The sequence below is a fragment of the Massilia sp. Masssp93 genome (assembly GCF_059491295.1).
This window is the reverse complement of the sequence record NZ_CP168502.1, coordinates 4012415-4029689: the sequence shown is the minus strand read 5'-3', so window position 1 is coordinate 4029689 and position 17275 is coordinate 4012415. Positions and strand designations below refer to the sequence as shown.

Below are 17275 nucleotides of genomic sequence, written 5' to 3'. Positions count from 1 at the left end.
ATGGCCACCCATGTGAAAGTGCTGAAGGCCGGCGTGCTGGCCTGCGCCACGGCCTTGCTGCTGAGCGGTTGCAGCAAGCAGCTGTTCGCGCACCTGCCCGAGCGCGACGCCAACGAGATGCTGGCGGTGCTGCTCGACGCCCAGGTCGACGCCTCGAAGCAGTCCGACGACGGCGGCAAGACCTGGAACGTGGAGATCGACGGCGACCAGTTCGCCCGCGCGATGGACGTGCTGCGCGCGCACGGGCTGCCGCACCAGCGCTTCCAGAACCTGGGCGACATGTTCAAGAAGGACGGCCTGATCTCGACGCCCACCGAGGAACGCGTGCGCTTCATCTACGGCGTGTCGCAGCAGCTGTCGGAGGTCCTGTCGCGCATCGACGGCGTGGCCTATGCCAGCGTGCAGATCGTCCTGCCGAACAACGATCCGCTGGCCGCCACGGTCAAGCCGTCGTCGGCGGCGGTCTTCATCCAGTACCTGCCGGGCACGGACGTGGCAACGCTCACGCCCAACCTGAAGAACCTGGTGGTGCACGCGGTCGAGGGGCTCACCTACGACAACGTCAGCGTCACGATGGTGCAGGGCATGGCGGCGCCGGAGGCCTTGCGCGAGTCGAACAAGGGCTCCGCGGCCTGGCGCTGGGGTGGCGCCGCGCTCGGCCTGCTTGCGCTGGCCGCCGCGCTGGCGCTGCTGGCGCGCCGCTTCGGCATCTCGCTCAATGGGGCCGTCCAGCGCGTGCTCAAGCGTTCCGGGACCCACGCCGTATGAACTCCGTGCCGCTGCCGCCGGAACGCCTGGCCGGCTGGCTGGCCGCCTACGAGCGGCGGGTGGCGGCGCTGGCGGCCGCGCTGGGCGAACGCGCCTGCCGCCGCCTGGGCGTGCCCGTGCCGTCCGGCGCGGAACGACCCTGGTATGGCGCGCGCGCCGACTGGCTGGGTGCCCCGGCGCCCCTGAGCAGCTTCGCCCCGCACGCCAACCGCCTGGCCCTGCTCGACGAGGACGCGTTGCGGCGCGTGCTGTCCGCCTTGCGCCTGTATCCCGCGCGCGGCGCGCTGCGGCGCATCGTATCCGGCGCGCAGCGGCGGCTGCTCGCCGGCGCGGTCGGCGAACAGGCTTTCGACACGCTGGTGCGGCTCGGCCTGCAGGCGCCCGGCGCCGGCGCGGCGCCGCCCGACGGGGCCGATGCGCTGGCCGCCGGCGGCCACGCGATGCTCGTCGCGGACGGGGCGTTGACCCTGGACGTCGCGGCGCGGCTGGTTGCCTTGACCCTGCAGGGCGCAGCGGACGCGCGCCCCGCCACAACCGGCGCGAGCACGCCTTTCCTGGCGGACGCCGCGCTGATTTTTCCGGAGTTCACATGGTTATTTGGTTGAGATCGCCGCGTGGCGGGATCGGCGTTGGACAGGATGTCCTGCGTGCCGGCGACATGGCCGGCCTGGTCGCCCTCGACGGCGCCGCCGAGCAGTGCCGCCGGCAGGTGGAAGAGCTGATCGCCGCCGCCGAAGAGGAAGCCGAGGCGCTCCGGCAAGCGGCGCGCGCCGAGGCCGTGCGGATGATGGAGGCGGCGCGTGCCGAGTACGACACGGCGGAGCAGCGCGGCTACGAGGCCGGACGGGCGCGCGCGCTGGAAGCGGCGCAGGAAACCATGCTGCGCGGCGCGGAGGACGGGCATGATGCGCTGCTGGCGCTGCGCGACCGCATCGCCGACGTCGTGCTGCGCACGGTCGCGCGCGCGCTGGGCGACGCCGACAGCGAGGCCCTGTTCGCGCGCATCGGCGCCGACCTGTCGCGCCACCTCGACGATGCCTCGTACCTGTCGGTCCGCGTGGCGCCGGAAGACGTCGCCGCCGCGACCCGGGCGTTCGGCGCCGTGTGCGCGGCGCACCGCTGGCAGCTGAACCCGGCGGTGACCGCCGATCCCGACGCGGAAGCGGGCAGCTGCGTGTGCGAATGGGACCATGGCATCGTGACCGGCGGCCTGCCGCTGCTGCTGGACGCGCTCGAACGGGCCGTCGGCGCGCTCAGGGCCGGCGGCGCGGCGCTCGACGTGGACGCCGCCGAGGTGGGCGAGGAAGAGGAAGAGGAAGAGGAAGACGAGGAAGAAGACGAAGCTGCGTACGGCGGCGCCGATTGGGACACGCCATGAACGACGCCATCGCCTTCCTCGACGCGCTGGGCGGCGCGCTCGATAACGCCGCGGCGGTCGTCCGGCACGGCAAAGTGGTCGAAGCCGTCGGCACGCTGCTGAAGGTCGGCGGCATCGACGTCATGCTGGGCGAACTGTGCGAACTGCGCGACGCGCACGGCACCCTGCTGCAGCGCGCCGAGGTGGTCGGTTTCACGCGCCAGTTCGCGCTGCTCGCGCCGTTCGGCGACGTGACCGGCCTGTCGCGCGCGACCCGCGTGGTAGGCCTGGGCCGCCCGCTGTCGGTGCCGGTGGGCGAAGCGCTCCTGGGGCGCGTGCTCGACGGGCTCGGCCAGCCGATCGACGGTACGCCGCTGCCGCCGGACGCGCTGCTGCGCCCCGTGATGGCCGCCGCGCCCGATCCGCTGACGCGGCGCATGGTCGACACGCCGCTGGATACCGGCGTGCGCGTCATCGACGGCCTGCTGACGGTCGGCGAAGGCCAGCGCTTCGGCATCTTCGCGCCGGCCGGCGTCGGCAAGAGCACCCTGCTCGGCATGCTGGCGCGCGGCGCGGCCTGCGACGTCAACGTGATCGTCCTGATCGGCGAACGGGGCCGCGAGGTGCGCGAATTCATCGAACTGATCCTGGGCGAGGACGGCATGGCGCGCAGCGTGGTCGTGTGCGCCACGTCCGACCGCTCCGCCATCGAGCGCGCCAAGGCGGCGCACGTCGGCACCGCCATCGCCGAGTACTTCCGCGACTGCGGCCTGCGCGTGCTGCTGATGATGGATTCGCTGACCCGCTTCGCCCGCGCGCAGCGCGAAATCGGCCTGGCGGCCGGCGAGCCGCCCACCCGGCGCGGCTTTCCGCCGTCGGTCTTCGCCGAACTGCCGCGCCTGCTCGAGCGGGCCGGCATGGGGCCGGACGGTTCCATTACCGCCTTTTATACGGTGCTGGCCGAGGACGAGGAGGGCAACGACCCCGTCAGCGAGGAAGTGCGCGGCATCCTCGACGGGCACATGGTGTTGTCGCGCAAGGTGGCGGCGCGCAACCGCTATCCGGCCATCGACGTGCTGCACAGCCTGAGCCGGGTCATGACCCTGGTCGCCACGCCCGAGCACTGCGCCGGCGCCGGGCACGTGCGCAAGCTGCTGGCGAAGTACGACGACGTCGAGCTGCTGCTGCAGATGGGGGAATACCAGCAGGGCACGGACCCGCTGACCGACGAGGCGATCGCGCAGCACGACCCGCTCGACGACTTCCTCAACCAGCGCACCGACGACTTCGCGGACGGCGCGGACACCCACGAATTCGTCGCCGGGTTCGCACCGCAATGAGCGCGGCGGCCATCGGCAAGTGGCGGGCGATCGTCGCCGCCAAGACCCGGCGCCGCGAGCGCATCGAGGAAGAAGCCGCGCGCGACCGGCGCGCGCTGGCCGAGCGCGAGGCCGCCCGCGACGCGGCGCGGCGCGAGGTGGAGCAGGCCCAGGCGCGTTGCGGCACCCACGCCGACGGCATGGCCGCGCGCTTCCGCGGTGCCGCCGCGCTGTCGGTGCCCGACTACGTGCGCCACGAAAACTGGCGCGTGGCGCTCAAGGACGCGCTCGACGCGGCCCGCAAGGAAGAGCAGAAGGCGGCCGGCGCCGTGGAGCGCCACCAGGAAAGGGTGCGCGCCGCGGAAGCCCGGCTGGCGCGCGCCGGCGCGGCGCTCGACCGGTGCCGGGCCAGGCTGGACGAGGTGCGCCGCGCCGCTGCCCACGCCGCCGAACTGGCCGCCGACGAGGAAGCGGTGGACAACCTGCTGGCCCGACGTTATGCGAGCAAACGATGACCTACGATACCCACGCCTGGCTCCGGGCCCTGATGGACTGGTACGGCGCCTACCACACGCTGATCGTGCTGGTGCTGCTCACCGGCATCCGCATCATGGTGGCCTTCATCGTGCTGCCGGCCACCGGCGACAGCGCGTTGCCGGGCACCGTGCGCAACGGCGTCGTCTACGTGCTCACCTTCTTCGTCGCGTCCGGGCAGTCGCCGCAGGCGTTCGAGACGGCCGGCAGCGCGATGCTGATCGTACTGGCCTGCAAGGAGGCCTTCCTTGGCCTGGCGTTCGGCTTCGCGGCCGCGCCGGTGTTCTGGATCGCGCAAAGCGTCGGCACGCTGATCGACGACATGGCCGGGTTCAACAACATCCAGATGACCGATCCGCTGCGCGGCGAACAGAGCACCCCGGTCTCGAACCTGCTGCTGCAACTGGTGACGACGCTGTTCTATGTCGGCGGCGGCATGAGCTTCCTGCTCGGCGCGCTGTTCCAGTCGTACAAATGGTGGCCGCCGCAGGTGATGCTGCCCACGCTGGCCAGTACGGCCGAGGCGTTCCTGATCGGTCGCACCGACACCGTGTGGACCGCGCTCGCCAAGCTGGGCACGCCGGTGATGCTCGTACTGGTGCTGGTCGACGTCGGCCTCGGCATCATGGCCCGCTCGGCCGACAAGCTCGAGCCGAACGCACTGAGCCAGCCGTTGCGCGGCATGATCGGCATGGTCATGCTGATCGCGCTGGTGGCCGTGTTCGCGTCGCAGGTCGTGGGCGACGTGCTGCTGGGCGATCTCGGCTCCCAGCTGGCGAAGGGCATGCTCGGCGCGCCCGGGCAGTGAGGAGTTGAGGTTTGTTGTGATTTGCGCTGCGGTTTGTTGAGATTTGTCGAGGCGTATCGCGCTTACCATGATCTTGTCGCCGGGATAACCCGGCCGCAAACAGATCAACCGGGAGGTGCACCATGTTTTCGACCATTTATTTCGCTCTGTGTTCCGGACTTGCGCAACGCGGCACCTTGCCCGGCTATGCGGCCGCCATCCTCGACGGCGCCGCCGAGCGCGCCTACTGCACCGTCGACGAGGTACTCGACAGCGCGGCGCGCAAGCTGGGCGAAGTCGACGTCGCGCGCCTGGTGGCGGCGGGCGACGCATCGCTGCTGCTCGGTTACGACGAAGACGCCGAGGACCTGTACCGGCGCGCGCAGAAATTCACCGTCAACGACAACGACCGCCTGCGCATCATGTCGTGCCGGAACACGGGCTGGCAGCTGATGATGCGCGACCGCTATGCGACGACGGCGAAATGCTTCGCCCGCATCGTGCAGGACGGCGCCGCCACGGCGGGCGAGCGCATCGAGGCCCTGATCGGCGTCGCGCTCGTGCAGCACCAGCTCGGCCTGCAGCGCGACGCCGACAATGCCTTGCTGGAGGCCGCCACGCTGGCCGATGGCCACGCGGAGCCGGGCTGGCGCATCGTGATCGGGCTGCTGGCGCGCGAGTTCGACGTCCAGCTGCGCATCCGCACCTCCACCACCTTGAACGACCACGCCTTCTGGAGCTCGGCGCAGCTGGTCCAGACGTACGCCGGCAACCAGCGCGCCGACGTCACGCGCAGGCTCGCCGCCACCACGGCCATCCTGGCGCCGCTGCCCGCCCTGATCACGCAGCGCAACGATTATCTCGAGCGCCTGGCCGCGCTGGCCGACGGCGACCGCCTGGCCGCCGCGCCGCTGATCGCCATCGCGCACCACGGCCACAATTTCCGCAGCGGCATCCAGGGCCTGCTGACCAAGATCGATATCGCGCTGGCGGCGTTCGCCGGCGGCCTCGACGACGTGGCCGAGGCCGTGATGGGTAAGCTCAACCGCACCGAAACGGAGCTTGGCACGCGCCGCTGCAACTTCGACTACCTGTATTGCGTGGCACGGATCGCCGCGCGCCAGGGCAATCCGGTCCAGGCGCTGAAGCTCTACGCCAATTACACGGCCGAGGCGCTGCGTTGCCTGCGCAGCGAGGCGCCCGAATCCGGCGCGATCCATCCGCAGCCCGGCCGTGCGCTGGCCGTCGACGACCTGTCCGCCCGCCTGCCGGCGAAATACCGGCGCGCCTACCGCCACATCGTCGAGAACCTCGAGCGCGCCGACCTGAGCACGCGCGAAGTCGCCGCCCAGATCGGCGTGACGGAACGTGCGCTGCAGATGACCTTCAAGAGCTCGATCGGCATGACGCCGGGCGGCTTGATCCGCAAGCTGCGGCTGGAGGGCATCCGCGACGAATTGCTCAGCGACGCACGGGTCAACGGCTCGATCGTCGATACCGCCAGCCGCTGGGGCGTGAAGAGCCGCTCCGTGCTGGCCAAGGGATACCGGCGCCAGTTCCACGAGTCGCCGTCCGAGACCATCTACGGTTGAGGTGCCGCCGTCATGAGCCCATCGACTCCCGCACGCCGGCGCCGGCCCTCGCGGCTCGCCATGTTCCTGGCGGTCGCCGCCGCCGTCGCGGCCATGACCGCGTCCGCTCCCGCCCACGCCGAGCGCATTCCGTGGCAGGGCAACCGTTTCGAATACGTCGCCGACCGCAAGGACCTCAAGGACGTGCTGCGCGATTTCGGCGCCAGCCAGCACGTGATGACCTGGATCTCGCCGCAGGTCGAGGGCAACGTCACTGGCCGCTTCAACAGCGCGCCACAGCAATTCCTCGACAAGATGGTCGCGTCGTTCGGCGTGCTCTGGTACTACGACGGGGCGGTGCTGCGCATCTACGGCGCCAACGAGGCGCGCAGCGCCACGCTGGGCCTGCAGCATGCGAGCACCGCCGACCTGCGCCAGGCGCTGGCCCGGCTGCAGATCGACGACCCGCGCTTCCCGGTGCGCTACGACGACGTGTCGCGCACGGCCGTCGTGTCGGGGCCGCCGCACCTGGTCGACCTGGTCAACGACGTCGCGCGCCTGATCGACCATGTCCAGGTCTCGGGCGATACCGTGGTCGTGAAGCGCTTCCCGTTGCGCTACGCGTCGGCCACCGACAAGACCATCACGATCAACGGACGCAGCGTGAGCGTACGCGGCGTCGCCGGCCTGTTGCGCGGCCTGTACGGGCAGCAGACCCCTGGCACCGGCGCCGAACCGGCACCGGTGCGGCGCGACACCTACCGGTTGCCGAGCATGCGCGAAACCCAGGACGACGCGGCTGCGCGCCTGCCGAGTAACCGGGTGCCGCCGCTGCCCGCGCTGTCCGGACTCGGCGCCATGACGCCGCCCGGCGCGCCCGCCGCCGCTCCGTCCGGCGTTGCTCCCGGTCTGCCGCCCGGGGCGCCGCCGCTCGCGCGCGCACAGGAGGAGGAACGCGCGCCGGCCGCCCAGGCCGGGCCGTCGATCGAAGCGGACCCGCGTGGCAACGCCATCCTGGTGCGCGACCGGGCCGGGAACATGGCCGCCTACGCCAGCCTGATCGAGTCGCTCGACATGCGTCCAGGCGTGCTCGAAATCGACGCGACCATCATCGAAATCACCGACAACGCCCTGAACGAACTGGGCATCGACTGGCGCCTGCACTCGGGCCACCTCGACCTCCAGACCGGCAACGGCCAGCTGCCGCAGGCGGCCAATCCCGACTCGCTCAACCCCGCCGGCTTCGGCGTCGTTCCGGTATCGGGCGCCTTGCCGGCCACGCCCCAGGGCGCCGTGCTGACGACGGTGATCGGCAACGCCGGCCGCTACCTGCTCAACCGCATCAGCGCCCTGCAGCAGAAGGACCAGGCGCGCGTGACCGCCAGCCCGCGCGTCGAGACGCTCGACAATGTCGAAGCGCTGATGGACAGCAAGAAGACGTTCTACGTGCAGGTGGCCGGCTACCAGTCCGCCGACCTGTACAGCGTGTCCGCCGGTGTGTCCCTGCGCGTGCTGCCGTCGATTATCACGGCGCCCGGCGGGGCCCAGCAGATCCGCATGGACGTGCACATCGAAGACGGCAAGCTCACCACCCAGCAGGTGGGGCAGCTGCCGGTGGTGAGCAACAGCACCATCGACACGCAGGCCCTGATCACCGAAGGCGAGAGCCTGCTGATCGCGGGCTATTCCGTCACCCAGGACGACAATACCGAAACGGCGGTGCCGGGCCTCTCGCGGCTGCCCGTGATCGGCGACATGTTCCGCTATCGCAAGCACGAAGGGCAGCACTATCAACGCATGTTCCTGCTGACCCCGCGGGTGCTGTCGCCGGCCATCGGGGGCATCGGCGCGACGGAAAGCGCGCGCCAGGCCGTGTTGCCGGCCCCCGTCAAGAAGCCGCGCCTGGCCTGCCGCATGAAGCGCGCAGCCGTGCCCGCGGCCGCGCCCTGACACGCTGCCGGCCAAACGAAAACGGCGCCCTCGCGGGCGCCGTTTTCATGTCGGCCGCAGGCTTTTACACCCGCTTGACGTTGCGCGTGAACGCATCGCTCTTCGTCGGCAGGACGAAGATCCTGGGCGACTTGTCGCTGCCCTTGTCGTCGTCCTTGCCGTCTTTTTCGTCCTTCTTGTCCTTCTTGTCCGCTTTCTTGTCGTCCTTGTGCCCGGTCTTGTGCTCGCCTTTCGGCGGCTTCGACGGCTCCGTCGACACGCGACTCGTCGTGTGGCCGCCTTTCTTGCCGCGTCCGCCCGGGACGAGGGACGCCGCCGTCAGCACCGCGGCACCGCCGAAGATCGCGTCGCTGGCGGTGCCGTTCGCCAGCGCGGTCGCGCCCGCGTTCGTGCCGGTTTCCACCGCCGACTTGACCACCTTGCCCACACTGCCATGCATCAGGCCGGCAATCGCGCCGTTGATCTTGTCGTTGCCGATGTGCAGGGCCGACAGGGTCGAGGCCGCGATCGTGGTGCCCATGCCTTCCGGGGTCAGGTCGGCGGCCAGGTTGAGGGCGTCCTCGCCGACGTGGCCGAGTTCGCCCATCATGCCCTTGAGGTCGCCATGGGCCAGGTCCTTGACGGCGCTGAGCGAGTGTTCGACGATGCCCTCGGCCGAATTGACCAGGTCCTTCAGGCCGGCGTCGGTGCCCTTGTTGATCGCATCCTTGACGGTCTCCAATCCTTTTTCGACATCCTCGACGAGATGGTCGAAGCCTTTGCCGAGGTGGAGGTCGCCGAGCGTCTTGAGGGCCATGTCGGCGGTGCCGGTGGCAGCATCCGCCGCCGTCTTTTCCAGGTCCGAGCCGAGCTTGGCCAGGTCCTGCAGCGCCAGTTTCATGTTGCCCTCCATGAGCGCTTCGGTCAGGTCGAGCGCATCCTTCAACACGTTCAGGACGTCGTGCGCCAGTTTCTTCGCGAGGTGCTCGACGCCGTGGGCGACCGCGCCGGCGGCCTTCTCGATATCGTGGCCGAGATGCTGGAACGCGTGTTTCATCTTTGTAAATATACTGCTCATGCTGTGCTCCTCGATGCGCAGGCGCGCGTTGGGTTACGGGAGAATGAAAAGGTCTGGCCGCGCAGAATCGCGAACGCGATCCTCCTGGACCATAGCGTAAGAGAACGGTCCTTCCCGGCCGGGGCGGGATGCGAAGACGTGCGGTTGGCGCCGAAGTCCGGCCGGCGCTTCGTCGAACGGCCCGTCGACCATGCCGGCTGTCTGCGTTCGTCGAGGACGAGCCGCGCGCGAGGGAACACGGCCGCGGCAGCGACGCGGGGCGTGGATGCGGACGGCGCGTCCACGGTTTGACCGCCGGCTCAGACGCCGCCGTTGCCGCGTCGGCGCGGCAGGAACCGGTTGGGCAGCCCGGTCAGCAGGTTGGTCATCCGGCCCGCAAAGTACGAATGACGGTTCGCGCGCGCGAACGGGTCCGCGTAGACCGGGTTCGGATTGTGGTTGAGGTAGTAGAGCGGCTGCTGGGGCGCATGCGTTTGCGACGTGTGATTGAGGACGAACTGCGGCTGCGGCTGCGGCGGCGTGGCCGGCGCGGGTTCGGCCGCTGGTGCCGGCGCGGGCTGCGTCATGTGACTGAGGACGAACAGCGGCTGCGGCGGCGTGGCCGGTGCAGGTTCGGCCGCTGGTGCCGGCGCGGGTTGCGTCATGTGACTGAGGACGAACAGCGGCTGCTGCGGCGTGGCCGGTGCAGGTTCGGCCGTTGGTGCCGGCGCGGGTTGCGTCATGTGACTGAGGACGTACGCCGGCGCCGGCGGCGCCTGTTCGCGCCGCATGCGTTCCGAGAACGCCGCGAGCTTCGCGCCCAGGTCGGCGCGCGCGTGGCCGCGGTTCACCGACCCGGTCGAATAGGGCTGCGGCGCGCGCGCCTGCAGTTCCGGCGCCACCGGGCCACCGGGGGCGGGACGCGTGGCGCGGGCGGGCGGGGGGCCGGTGCCGGGGACGACTGGCCCGGGTCGTTCACCGGTCGAAAATAATCCGTGATGCGGGTTTGTGGCATGGGGACCCCAGGTGGTTGGTCGGTACGTCCAGCTTGGGGCGCCGCGTGCGCGGGGTGCGGCGGGGAAGCGATCCGGCCGCGCCGCCAGCGAAGTTTCGCATTCCCGCCGCCGCGCTTCGCATCGACGCGGCCGGCCGCCCGCCGGCGGGGCTATCGTGGCGCCACTGCCGACCAGCGCGGCCCACCCGAGAAAGCGAGAAACCCCATGAGCGCAGCGACCGACCCCCGCGTGCAATCCCTCATCGAGACGATCGACACCTGCCTGGCGCAGGCCGAACGCCTGCCCGGCGCGGCGGCGCACGACGCGATATTCGACAGCGTGCCGGCCCTCAAGGCGCGCATCGTCGACACGCTGGCCGGCGACGCGCAGGCGGAGGCGCAGGCCCTGGCCCACCTGGCCGCCATGTTCGAGCGCTTCAAGCAGCGCCGTCCGGTCGCGCGGCTGCCGTATTCGCCGCTCCTCGACGGGCGCTACCCGTTCCGCGACGCGGGGCACCGGCCCATCCACATCGTCGCCGTGGCGGACGGGCCGGACCGGTTCGGCGCGTGCGAGGACCCGCGCCGCGAGGCGGTGCTGCCGTTCCTCGATCCCGACGCGGGCGCGGCGGCGCTGGCCGCCGCCTACCACGACCGCCTGGTCTGCCGCGCCATCACCGGCGCCGACCTGGCCGATCCGCGCGAGCGCGTGCTCGTGGGGCAGCTCGGCGTCTTCGCCGCGCGCGACCTGCGCAGCGGCGAATGCCTGGGCGTGTACGGCGGCCAGCTGCTGACGCCGGCCATGTACTTCGCGTGCGCCGACGACGCGTTCATCCTGTCCGCCGTGTCGGGCGGGAACTTTGCATTCGTCGACGGCGAGAACATCCTCGCGATGGCCAACACCCGGCTCGCCTACGATGCCGCCGGCCTGCCGGTGGCCCAGGCGGGGGACGGCTACAACATGACGGTGGCGCGCTTCCACGTCATTGCCGAAGGCGGCCGCCGCTTTTCGATCGGCGCGTTCTTCGCCGCCGGCGACGTCGCGGCGGACACGGAACTGCGCTGGAACTACGGCCACCCGGCCGAGACCATCGCCGCCGTGTACCGCCCCATGTACCTCGCCGGCTAGCAATGCCCCACGCATTCAGCCTTGTCCGCGACCTGCTGGACGAACTCGTGTCCCTGGTGAATTCCGAGCAGAGTTTTTCGGACATTCACCTGGAGCAGGACATGCCCATGATGATCAAGACGCCGCGCGGCTGGCGCCAGGCCGGCGCCGAACCGGTCACGCTCGAAGACATGGTCCCGGTGCTGGGCGCGATCGACGAGGACTGGAAGAACAGGATCGCCGACCGAGCCATCGACCGGCCGTTCGCGCTGACCGACTACCGGCTGCGCTGCAACGTCTACCGGTCCGCCGGCGGCGCCAGGGTCACGGTGTCGATCCGGCGCCTCCCGCGGCACCCCATCCCGCTGGCGCAGACCGGGCTGCCGCCCCACGTCCGGGTGATGGTCGAGGCGACGCGCGGCGTCATCATGGTCACCGGCCCCACCGGCTCGGGCAAGTCGACGACGATCGCGTCGATGCTGGACCACATCAATGCCACGCGCAGCGCCCACATCGTCACCATCGAGGAACCGATCGAATACCAGCTGCAGCGCAAGCAGTCGATCATTTCGCATAAAGAAGTGCCGACCGACACGGCGACCTTTTCGTCGGGCCTGCGCGAAGCGTTGCGCCAGAAGCCGGACGTGCTCATGGTCGGGGAGATTCGCGATTCGGACACGGCCGAGACGGTCCTGCACGCGGGCGAATCGGGCCATCTGGTGCTTGCGACGATGCACACCAACAGCGCGGTCGGCGCGCTCAGCAGGCTGCTCGCCTTCTTCCCGGCCGAGCAGCGCGACCAGCGCGCCGCCGGCCTGGCACGCTCGCTGGTCGGCGTGATTTTCCAGAGCCTGGTGCCGAGCGAGCAGGGCGACGCCGTCGTGCTGGCCCACGAAATCCTCTTCAATCACAACCAGCAGCTGGCGCGCTTCATCGCCGATCCCGACAAGGTGCACCAGATCGAGGACGTCCTGCGGCGCCGCGAAGACACCATGTCGCGCAGCCTGAACGACGTGCTGGCGCAACTCGTGGCGCAAAAGACGGTCGCGGCGCGGGACGCCATGCGCGCGGCCTACAACCGTCTCGAGCTGCACGACATGCTGGGCGGCATGCGCTAGCCGAGTCCGGCCTCCGCCTGCGCCAGCGCGACGCGGTTGCGGCCCGCGTGCTTGGCGTCGTACAGGGCCGTGTCGGCCAGGCGGAACAGGCCGGCGGGATCGGCGCCGCCGCCGGCGGCGTCCAGGTCCGCCACGCCGGCGGAAAAGGTGGCGTGGAATATCGTCTCGTCGGCCTTGAGGGACAGGGTGCCGAACAGTTCGCGGATGCCGTCGAGCACGCGGGCCGCCGCCGCCGCGGTCGTCCCCGGCATGATCACGGCGAACTCCTCGCCGCCGTAACGGCCGATCAGGTCGCCGTGGCGCAGGCGCTGCTGCAGCATGTGGGCGATCGCGCGGATGACCTGGTCGCCCACCGGGTGGCCATAGGTGTCGTTGATCTTCTTGAAGTAATCCAGGTCGACCAGGGCGAGCGCCAGCGGGCTGCCGTCGCGTTTGCCGCGCGCCATTTCGCGCAGCAGTTGTTCCTTGATGGCGACGTGGTTGTACAGGCCGGTCATGCCGTCGCGCATGATCAGGTCGCGCAGCGCGCGCGAACGCTCGACGCGCAGCATGACCGCGAGCGCCAGGTCCGCCCGCGCGCAGGGGGGCGCCAGGAAGTCGTCCACGCCGGCCGCCACGGCGCGCCGCCGCGCGGCGGGATCGCCGTCGTCCGACAGCACCAGCACGGGCAGGTCGAGGAAGCCGGGGTCCTGGCGGATCAGCATGGCCAGGTCGATGCCGCTGCAGGCGGGCGTGTCGACGTCGATCACGATGGCGTCCGGATGATGCCGGCTGAGCGTGGCGACCAGGTCGAGCGGCTTGTGCAGGCGCAGCGCTTCCATCCCGGCCTGCGCGAGCGCCCCTTCGATGCCGTCGAGGCGGGCCGCATCGCTGGCGACGACCAGCACCCGGCAGGGCGGCCGGTCCAGGCGCTGCACCAGCGCCTCGATCCGTGCCTTCAGTTCGTCGATCTCCAGCGGCTTGGCAAGGAAGCCATCCACGCCGGCGCGGGCCACGGCGAGCCGCGTCTCGAACTTGTTCAGCGGGGCCAGCCACAGGATCGGCACCGGCACCGCGCACTGCGCGCGGATGGCCGCCGCGCAGGCCGGATCGCTGAACCGGCCGCCGCGGCCGGCCGGGTCGACGACGATGCAGCACAGGCCTTGCTGCGCGGCGAGCTGGTCGATCCGCGTCGCGACCGCCACGTCGAAGCCTGCCGCGCGCAGCTGCAGCGCGGTGTCGCGGGCGAGGAGGGCGTTGTCGCCGAGCAGGCAGATGCGCCTGGCCGGCTTCGGCGCAAGCGCCGGTGCGTCGGAAAGATGCGTCATGGAAGCTCGGCCGGTGGAGCCGGACGCTCGGCGCGCAGCACGCTCAACTGGTGCGGATGCGCGACCTCCGACACTTGCTGGCCGGTCACCATGAAGTTCGGTCCGACCGCGCGCGACTGGCCGGTGATTTCCAGCGAATAGAAAAAGCGCTTGTCCCAGCTCCGGTCCGATTCGAGCAGGGCGCTGATCTGCGCATTGCGCATGGCGATCTGCGCCGCCTGGTCCTGGCTCGGCTGCGCGTGCGGCGCCACCAGCGCGTCGCGCAGTTCGCGCAGCACGTTGACCTGGCGGGCCGCATCCGGGCGCAGCCATACCCGCTCGGCAAACACCTGGTTGCCTGCCGTCGCATCGCCCTCCACGCGGGCCAGGTACATGTCGATCGGCTCGGCCGGATCGGGCGCGTCGGGCGGCTGGTTGGGGTAGACCGCATCCCAGCCGGCGCGGCGGCTGTCGACGTAGCGCTTCATGTCCTTCATGCTGGTAAAGGTCGTGTCGCGGTAGGTCAGGGCCGGATCGATGTGCCCGTCCTCCTCGGCGATGCGCCATACCGAGCCGGTTTCCGACTGCAGGATCGTGGTGCCGAAGCCGATCACCGACGCGCTCGGCAGCGACATCGAGGCGACATGCCCGGTCTCCCCGGAAAAGTCGCCCAGCGGCGGGGCGGCGGCGACCAGGGTGGCCGCGACGCCGACCTGGCGCGCGCTCGCGCTGCTGGCATATTCGGCGCGCAGCGGTCCTGGTGTTTCCTGCCGGCGCACCCGCGTCGACCAGGTCTTGGTGGCGCCGGCCTGGAGATTCGGCCCCACCTTGTAGCCGTTATGCTGGAAGCGCGGGCCCGCGGAAGCGCCGATCGAACTCGATACCGAGCTGGCGCGCGACTCGAGCCAGTTGAGCGACACATCGGGGTCCTTGTAGAACGTATGCGACAGCGCATCCCACATGGCGTTGACGTCGGTCGGCAAGCCACCGCCCGGTCCGCTTGCGGTGGCGGCATCGACCACCGACAGCAGCTTTGCACGCCACGGATCGGGATGGCCGGCCGGCGCCGGGCCGATCGGCTGGAAGCGGCAGCGCACCATCACCCCTTTCGGGCTGGAGGCGTCGACCATGAGCGGCAGCGCCTGCAGCGTGCCGCTGGCCACGAGACGCTTGCCCAGCAGGGTGACGCCGGCGGTGGCGCTGGCGCCCAGGTGGCCCGAGACCCGCCGGTCGCTGCCGATGAACAATTGGCCGTGGTTGGCCGACGAGCCGCCGTTGATCATCGCCATGCGGCCGTGCATCAGCTTGACGTCCGGACCCGCCAGCACGAAGGGAACGAACGGGATGTGCTTGATCACCGGGAGGTTGAGCATTTCCGCCACGTTGAAGTTGATGCCGTACTGGCCGCCGTTGGTCAGCCGCACGTCATACGTCATGCGCGGCTCGGTGATCACGCGCTTGAAGTTCTGGAGCACGGTCTGCGGGGTGGAGGCATCGAGCGGCACTTCGCCGTTGTGCTCCAGCGTGGCCAGCTGGTCGGCACCGGCGTGCAGGGCGGCGGCTTCGTCGGGCGCGGCGCCATCGGCGACGTCCGGCGCGCACTGCCCGATCCACCGGCGCAGGGTGGCCACGTCGAGCTGCGCGCCGCCGCGCGGGCGCAGCACGGAGCGGGTCCCCTTGAGCTCCCGATAGGTGGGATTGAGTTTGACTTCGCTCACGCTGACGCCGGCCAGCTCGGCGGCGCGCGCGGCGATGGCCTTGCGCATGGCGGGCGTGACGGTCGTCTTGTCGCGCCAGCCCTTGTGCGCGGTGCGCGTGTACCACTGTTCGAGCGCGGCGCCCTTGAGCGCATCGCCGATACGGGTTTCGAGCGGGGCGGTGCCGCGCGCCTGCGCCCGTTCGGTCAACACGTCGCCCAGGTCCTGGATCACCTTGGCCTTGAGGAAGTCGTCCTCCGGCTGGCGCAGGCTGGCCCCGCCGGTCCCCATGGACAGGGCCGACATGGGCGACTTGTTGAAGCCGAATGCGCGCCGCAAGGCGCCCAGCATGCCGGGATTGCTGGCGCGCCGTGCATAGCGCGACAACTTGAACATGCGCGCCTGGGCCCGCGCCAGCGGGGTGCCCGGGCCTTCTTCCGTGAAGCCGCAGCGCCACGAGAAATATGCGTTCTTGAGATGGCGTTCGGGTTCGGCTTCCGGGTTGGCCGCCAGTTGATGCGCAGCGAGGAAGGCCTTGGCCGCCAGGCTGACGTTGCCCTTCATCGGCGCCGGCGGCGCCTGCGACGGCGTGCCGTGCGGCCGGTCGTGCGGGGCCAGCGCCGCCACGGCAATCGCGCTGACCTCGGCCAGGCTGGCCGGGCGCGGCGCGCCCTCGGGCAAGGCATCGATCAGGGTGTTCGCGGCCGTGAAGGCCAGGCGCTGGGCGTCGTTGCGCATGGCTGCGTCGAGCGCGGTATCGGCGGGCCGCGGGCGGTCCAGCGCGCACAAGGCGTTCAAGGTCGAATGGCCGAGCGCCGTGGCGGCCAGCCGGCGCGCCAGCTCGAACGCGCCATCCTCGACGGCCAGCGGCGCGGGAGCGGCCACCAGTCCGTCCAGCGCAGCGCGCGCGGCGGCGGCGTCGTTGCCGAAGGCCTGGGACATGCGCCGCAGCACCAGCTCCTGGCGCCCGGCCGCTTCGGCCGCCACATCGGCGCCGGCGTGCGCCGGCGCCGCCAGGTAGAGGCGCAGGTCGGCCGCGATCCGGGCCGGCAGCACATGGCTGTCGCCCACGCCGGCGCGATTGAACAGGGCAGCGGCCACGGCCTCGGTGCCGCCCGGTTCGACGATGGGCATGTCCGGTGCCACCCGCGCCGGACCGGTCTGGGCGGCGCCGCCGACGGTCTGGGCGACGTTGCGCCCGTGGCGCAGGGCGACCGCCTGGGTGGTGGCGCGCGGGTCCGGCTTGTGCGCTTCGTCGGGCGCGAGGCCGAGCTTGGCGCGCGCTGTCATGGGGCGCGCCTTGGTGACACTGCCGAGCACGGAGCTCGACGTGGTCATCGGGCGCGGGGCGAGCTTGCGCTTCATGGCCGCGATCCAGCCGTCGTTGCGGCGGCTGGGCGAGGGTCGGGTCGGCTCGGGGCGCGTGGGCTGCACCGGCGTGTCGTTCGGGTGGGCGATCTCGTGAATGTCGGATGAGCTGGCGCCGGAAAGTCGGGTCGGGGTTGGCATGAGCGTCTCTGGAAAGTGGGCGGCGCGTGCACGGGGCAGGCTGCCGAGGCAGGCCAAGTATGGGGCGGCGCCGCGCGCGGGCGGCGGGGCGCGGCGAACTCCCGTGTCCGCCAGCGAAGCGCCGCGCGAGCCTGGCCGGCGCTTCGCTTGCGGTGGCCCCGCTTCGCTGGCGGCGCCGCGCGCACGCCAGTGCCTGATTAAGCTTTCCCCGCGCCGCACAGCCGTTGTGCGGCTCTTATTTAAG

Annotated in this window: 14 protein-coding genes; 10 read left to right on the top strand and 4 right to left on the bottom strand. The window is 71.0% G+C overall.

What is annotated here, in order from left to right:
* From sctJ to sctC, 8 genes are all read left to right on the top strand, one after another.
* Positions 1 to 768 carry a type III secretion system inner membrane ring lipoprotein SctJ gene (sctJ, locus tag ACEN9Q_RS16370; RefSeq protein WP_495625313.1) on the top strand — a complete coding sequence of 256 codons (768 nt, stop codon included), beginning with the start codon at positions 1 to 3 and terminating at the stop codon, positions 766 to 768.
* Positions 765 to 1373: a type III secretion protein HrpB4 gene (locus ACEN9Q_RS16365; RefSeq protein ID WP_495625312.1), complete on the top strand. Its 609-nt coding sequence runs from the start codon at positions 765 to 767 to the stop codon at positions 1371 to 1373. Before sctJ ends, ACEN9Q_RS16365 begins: the two co-directional genes overlap by 4 nt.
* Positions 1370 to 2146 (top strand): type III secretion system stator protein SctL, encoded by a 777-nt coding sequence (sctL, locus tag ACEN9Q_RS16360; protein WP_495625311.1) that lies wholly within the window; start codon positions 1370 to 1372, stop codon positions 2144 to 2146. Before ACEN9Q_RS16365 ends, sctL begins: the two co-directional genes overlap by 4 nt.
* Positions 2143 to 3465, top strand: coding sequence for a type III secretion system ATPase SctN (gene sctN, locus ACEN9Q_RS16355; protein ID WP_082547721.1), 1323 nt, complete (start codon positions 2143 to 2145; stop codon positions 3463 to 3465). The genes sctL and sctN overlap by 4 nt, the downstream gene beginning before the upstream one ends.
* Complete coding sequence (locus tag ACEN9Q_RS16350; protein ID WP_495625310.1) at positions 3462 to 3959, top strand: hypothetical protein; 498 nt, start codon at positions 3462 to 3464, stop codon at positions 3957 to 3959. The genes sctN and ACEN9Q_RS16350 overlap by 4 nt, the downstream gene beginning before the upstream one ends.
* Positions 3956 to 4786, top strand: coding sequence for a type III secretion system export apparatus subunit SctT (sctT, locus tag ACEN9Q_RS16345; protein WP_495625309.1), 831 nt, complete (start codon positions 3956 to 3958; stop codon positions 4784 to 4786). The genes ACEN9Q_RS16350 and sctT overlap by 4 nt, the downstream gene beginning before the upstream one ends.
* 122 nt (positions 4787 to 4908) lie before the next feature.
* On the top strand, positions 4909 to 6357 hold the full coding sequence (locus tag ACEN9Q_RS16340) for a helix-turn-helix transcriptional regulator (protein ID WP_082547720.1): 1449 nt from the start codon (positions 4909 to 4911) through the stop codon (positions 6355 to 6357).
* Between the two features lie 12 nt (positions 6358 to 6369).
* On the top strand, positions 6370 to 8286 hold the full coding sequence (gene sctC / locus ACEN9Q_RS16335; RefSeq protein WP_495625308.1) for a type III secretion system outer membrane ring subunit SctC: 1917 nt from the start codon (positions 6370 to 6372) through the stop codon (positions 8284 to 8286).
* Between the two features lie 64 nt (positions 8287 to 8350).
* Here sctC and ACEN9Q_RS16330 read toward each other — a convergent pair whose 3' ends face one another.
* Together ACEN9Q_RS16330 and ACEN9Q_RS16325 are read right to left on the bottom strand one after the other, a co-directional pair.
* On the bottom strand, positions 8351 to 9343 hold the full coding sequence (locus tag ACEN9Q_RS16330; RefSeq protein WP_157201718.1) for a hypothetical protein: 993 nt from the start codon (positions 9341 to 9343) through the stop codon (positions 8351 to 8353).
* Positions 9344 to 9642: 299 nt separating this feature from the next.
* Positions 9643 to 10224, bottom strand: coding sequence for a hypothetical protein (locus ACEN9Q_RS16325; protein WP_495625307.1), 582 nt, complete (start codon positions 10222 to 10224; stop codon positions 9643 to 9645).
* Positions 10225 to 10542: 318 nt separating this feature from the next.
* Between ACEN9Q_RS16325 and ACEN9Q_RS16320 the strand changes: the two genes are divergently transcribed.
* On the top strand, positions 10543 to 11442 hold the full coding sequence (locus ACEN9Q_RS16320; protein ID WP_495625306.1) for an SET domain-containing protein: 900 nt from the start codon (positions 10543 to 10545) through the stop codon (positions 11440 to 11442).
* A gap of 2 nt (positions 11443 to 11444) precedes the next feature.
* Positions 11445 to 12539, top strand: coding sequence for a type IV pilus twitching motility protein PilT (locus tag ACEN9Q_RS16315; RefSeq protein WP_056436699.1), 1095 nt, complete (start codon positions 11445 to 11447; stop codon positions 12537 to 12539).
* Here ACEN9Q_RS16315 and ACEN9Q_RS16310 read toward each other — a convergent pair.
* Both ACEN9Q_RS16310 and ACEN9Q_RS16305 read right to left on the bottom strand, forming a co-directional pair.
* A complete protein-coding gene (locus ACEN9Q_RS16310) occupies positions 12536 to 13846 on the bottom strand; it encodes a diguanylate cyclase (protein ID WP_056436696.1) in 1311 nt (436 codons plus the stop codon). The genes ACEN9Q_RS16315 and ACEN9Q_RS16310 overlap by 4 nt on opposite strands.
* A complete protein-coding gene (locus ACEN9Q_RS16305; RefSeq protein ID WP_495625305.1) occupies positions 13843 to 17031 on the bottom strand; it encodes a hypothetical protein in 3189 nt (1062 codons plus the stop codon). The genes ACEN9Q_RS16310 and ACEN9Q_RS16305 overlap by 4 nt, the downstream gene beginning before the upstream one ends.
* Positions 17032 to 17275: the final 244 nt, after the last annotated feature.

What these genes read in the sequence shown, in the direction of transcription:
- ACEN9Q_RS16320 (WP_495625306.1), top strand. Translation starts at nt 10,543, where the DNA reads ATGAGCGCAGCGACCGACCCCCGCGTGCAATCCCTCATCGAGACGATC.
- ACEN9Q_RS16365 (WP_495625312.1), top strand. Translation starts at nt 765, where the DNA reads ATGAACTCCGTGCCGCTGCCGCCGGAACGCCTGGCCGGCTGGCTGGCC.
- sctN (WP_082547721.1), top strand. Translation starts at nt 2,143, where the DNA reads ATGAACGACGCCATCGCCTTCCTCGACGCGCTGGGCGGCGCGCTCGAT.
- sctC (WP_495625308.1), top strand. Translation starts at nt 6,370, where the DNA reads ATGAGCCCATCGACTCCCGCACGCCGGCGCCGGCCCTCGCGGCTCGCC.
- ACEN9Q_RS16330 (WP_157201718.1), bottom strand. Translation starts at nt 9,343, where the DNA reads ATGAGCAGTATATTTACAAAGATGAAACACGCGTTCCAGCATCTCGGC.
- ACEN9Q_RS16305 (WP_495625305.1), bottom strand. Translation starts at nt 17,031, where the DNA reads ATGCCAACCCCGACCCGACTTTCCGGCGCCAGCTCATCCGACATTCAC.
- ACEN9Q_RS16350 (WP_495625310.1), top strand. Translation starts at nt 3,462, where the DNA reads ATGAGCGCGGCGGCCATCGGCAAGTGGCGGGCGATCGTCGCCGCCAAG.
- ACEN9Q_RS16340 (WP_082547720.1), top strand. Translation starts at nt 4,909, where the DNA reads ATGTTTTCGACCATTTATTTCGCTCTGTGTTCCGGACTTGCGCAACGC.
- ACEN9Q_RS16310 (WP_056436696.1), bottom strand. Translation starts at nt 13,846, where the DNA reads ATGACGCATCTTTCCGACGCACCGGCGCTTGCGCCGAAGCCGGCCAGG.
- sctT (WP_495625309.1), top strand. Translation starts at nt 3,956, where the DNA reads ATGACCTACGATACCCACGCCTGGCTCCGGGCCCTGATGGACTGGTAC.
- sctJ (WP_495625313.1), top strand. Translation starts at nt 1, where the DNA reads ATGGCCACCCATGTGAAAGTGCTGAAGGCCGGCGTGCTGGCCTGCGCC.
- ACEN9Q_RS16315 (WP_056436699.1), top strand. Translation starts at nt 11,445, where the DNA reads ATGCCCCACGCATTCAGCCTTGTCCGCGACCTGCTGGACGAACTCGTG.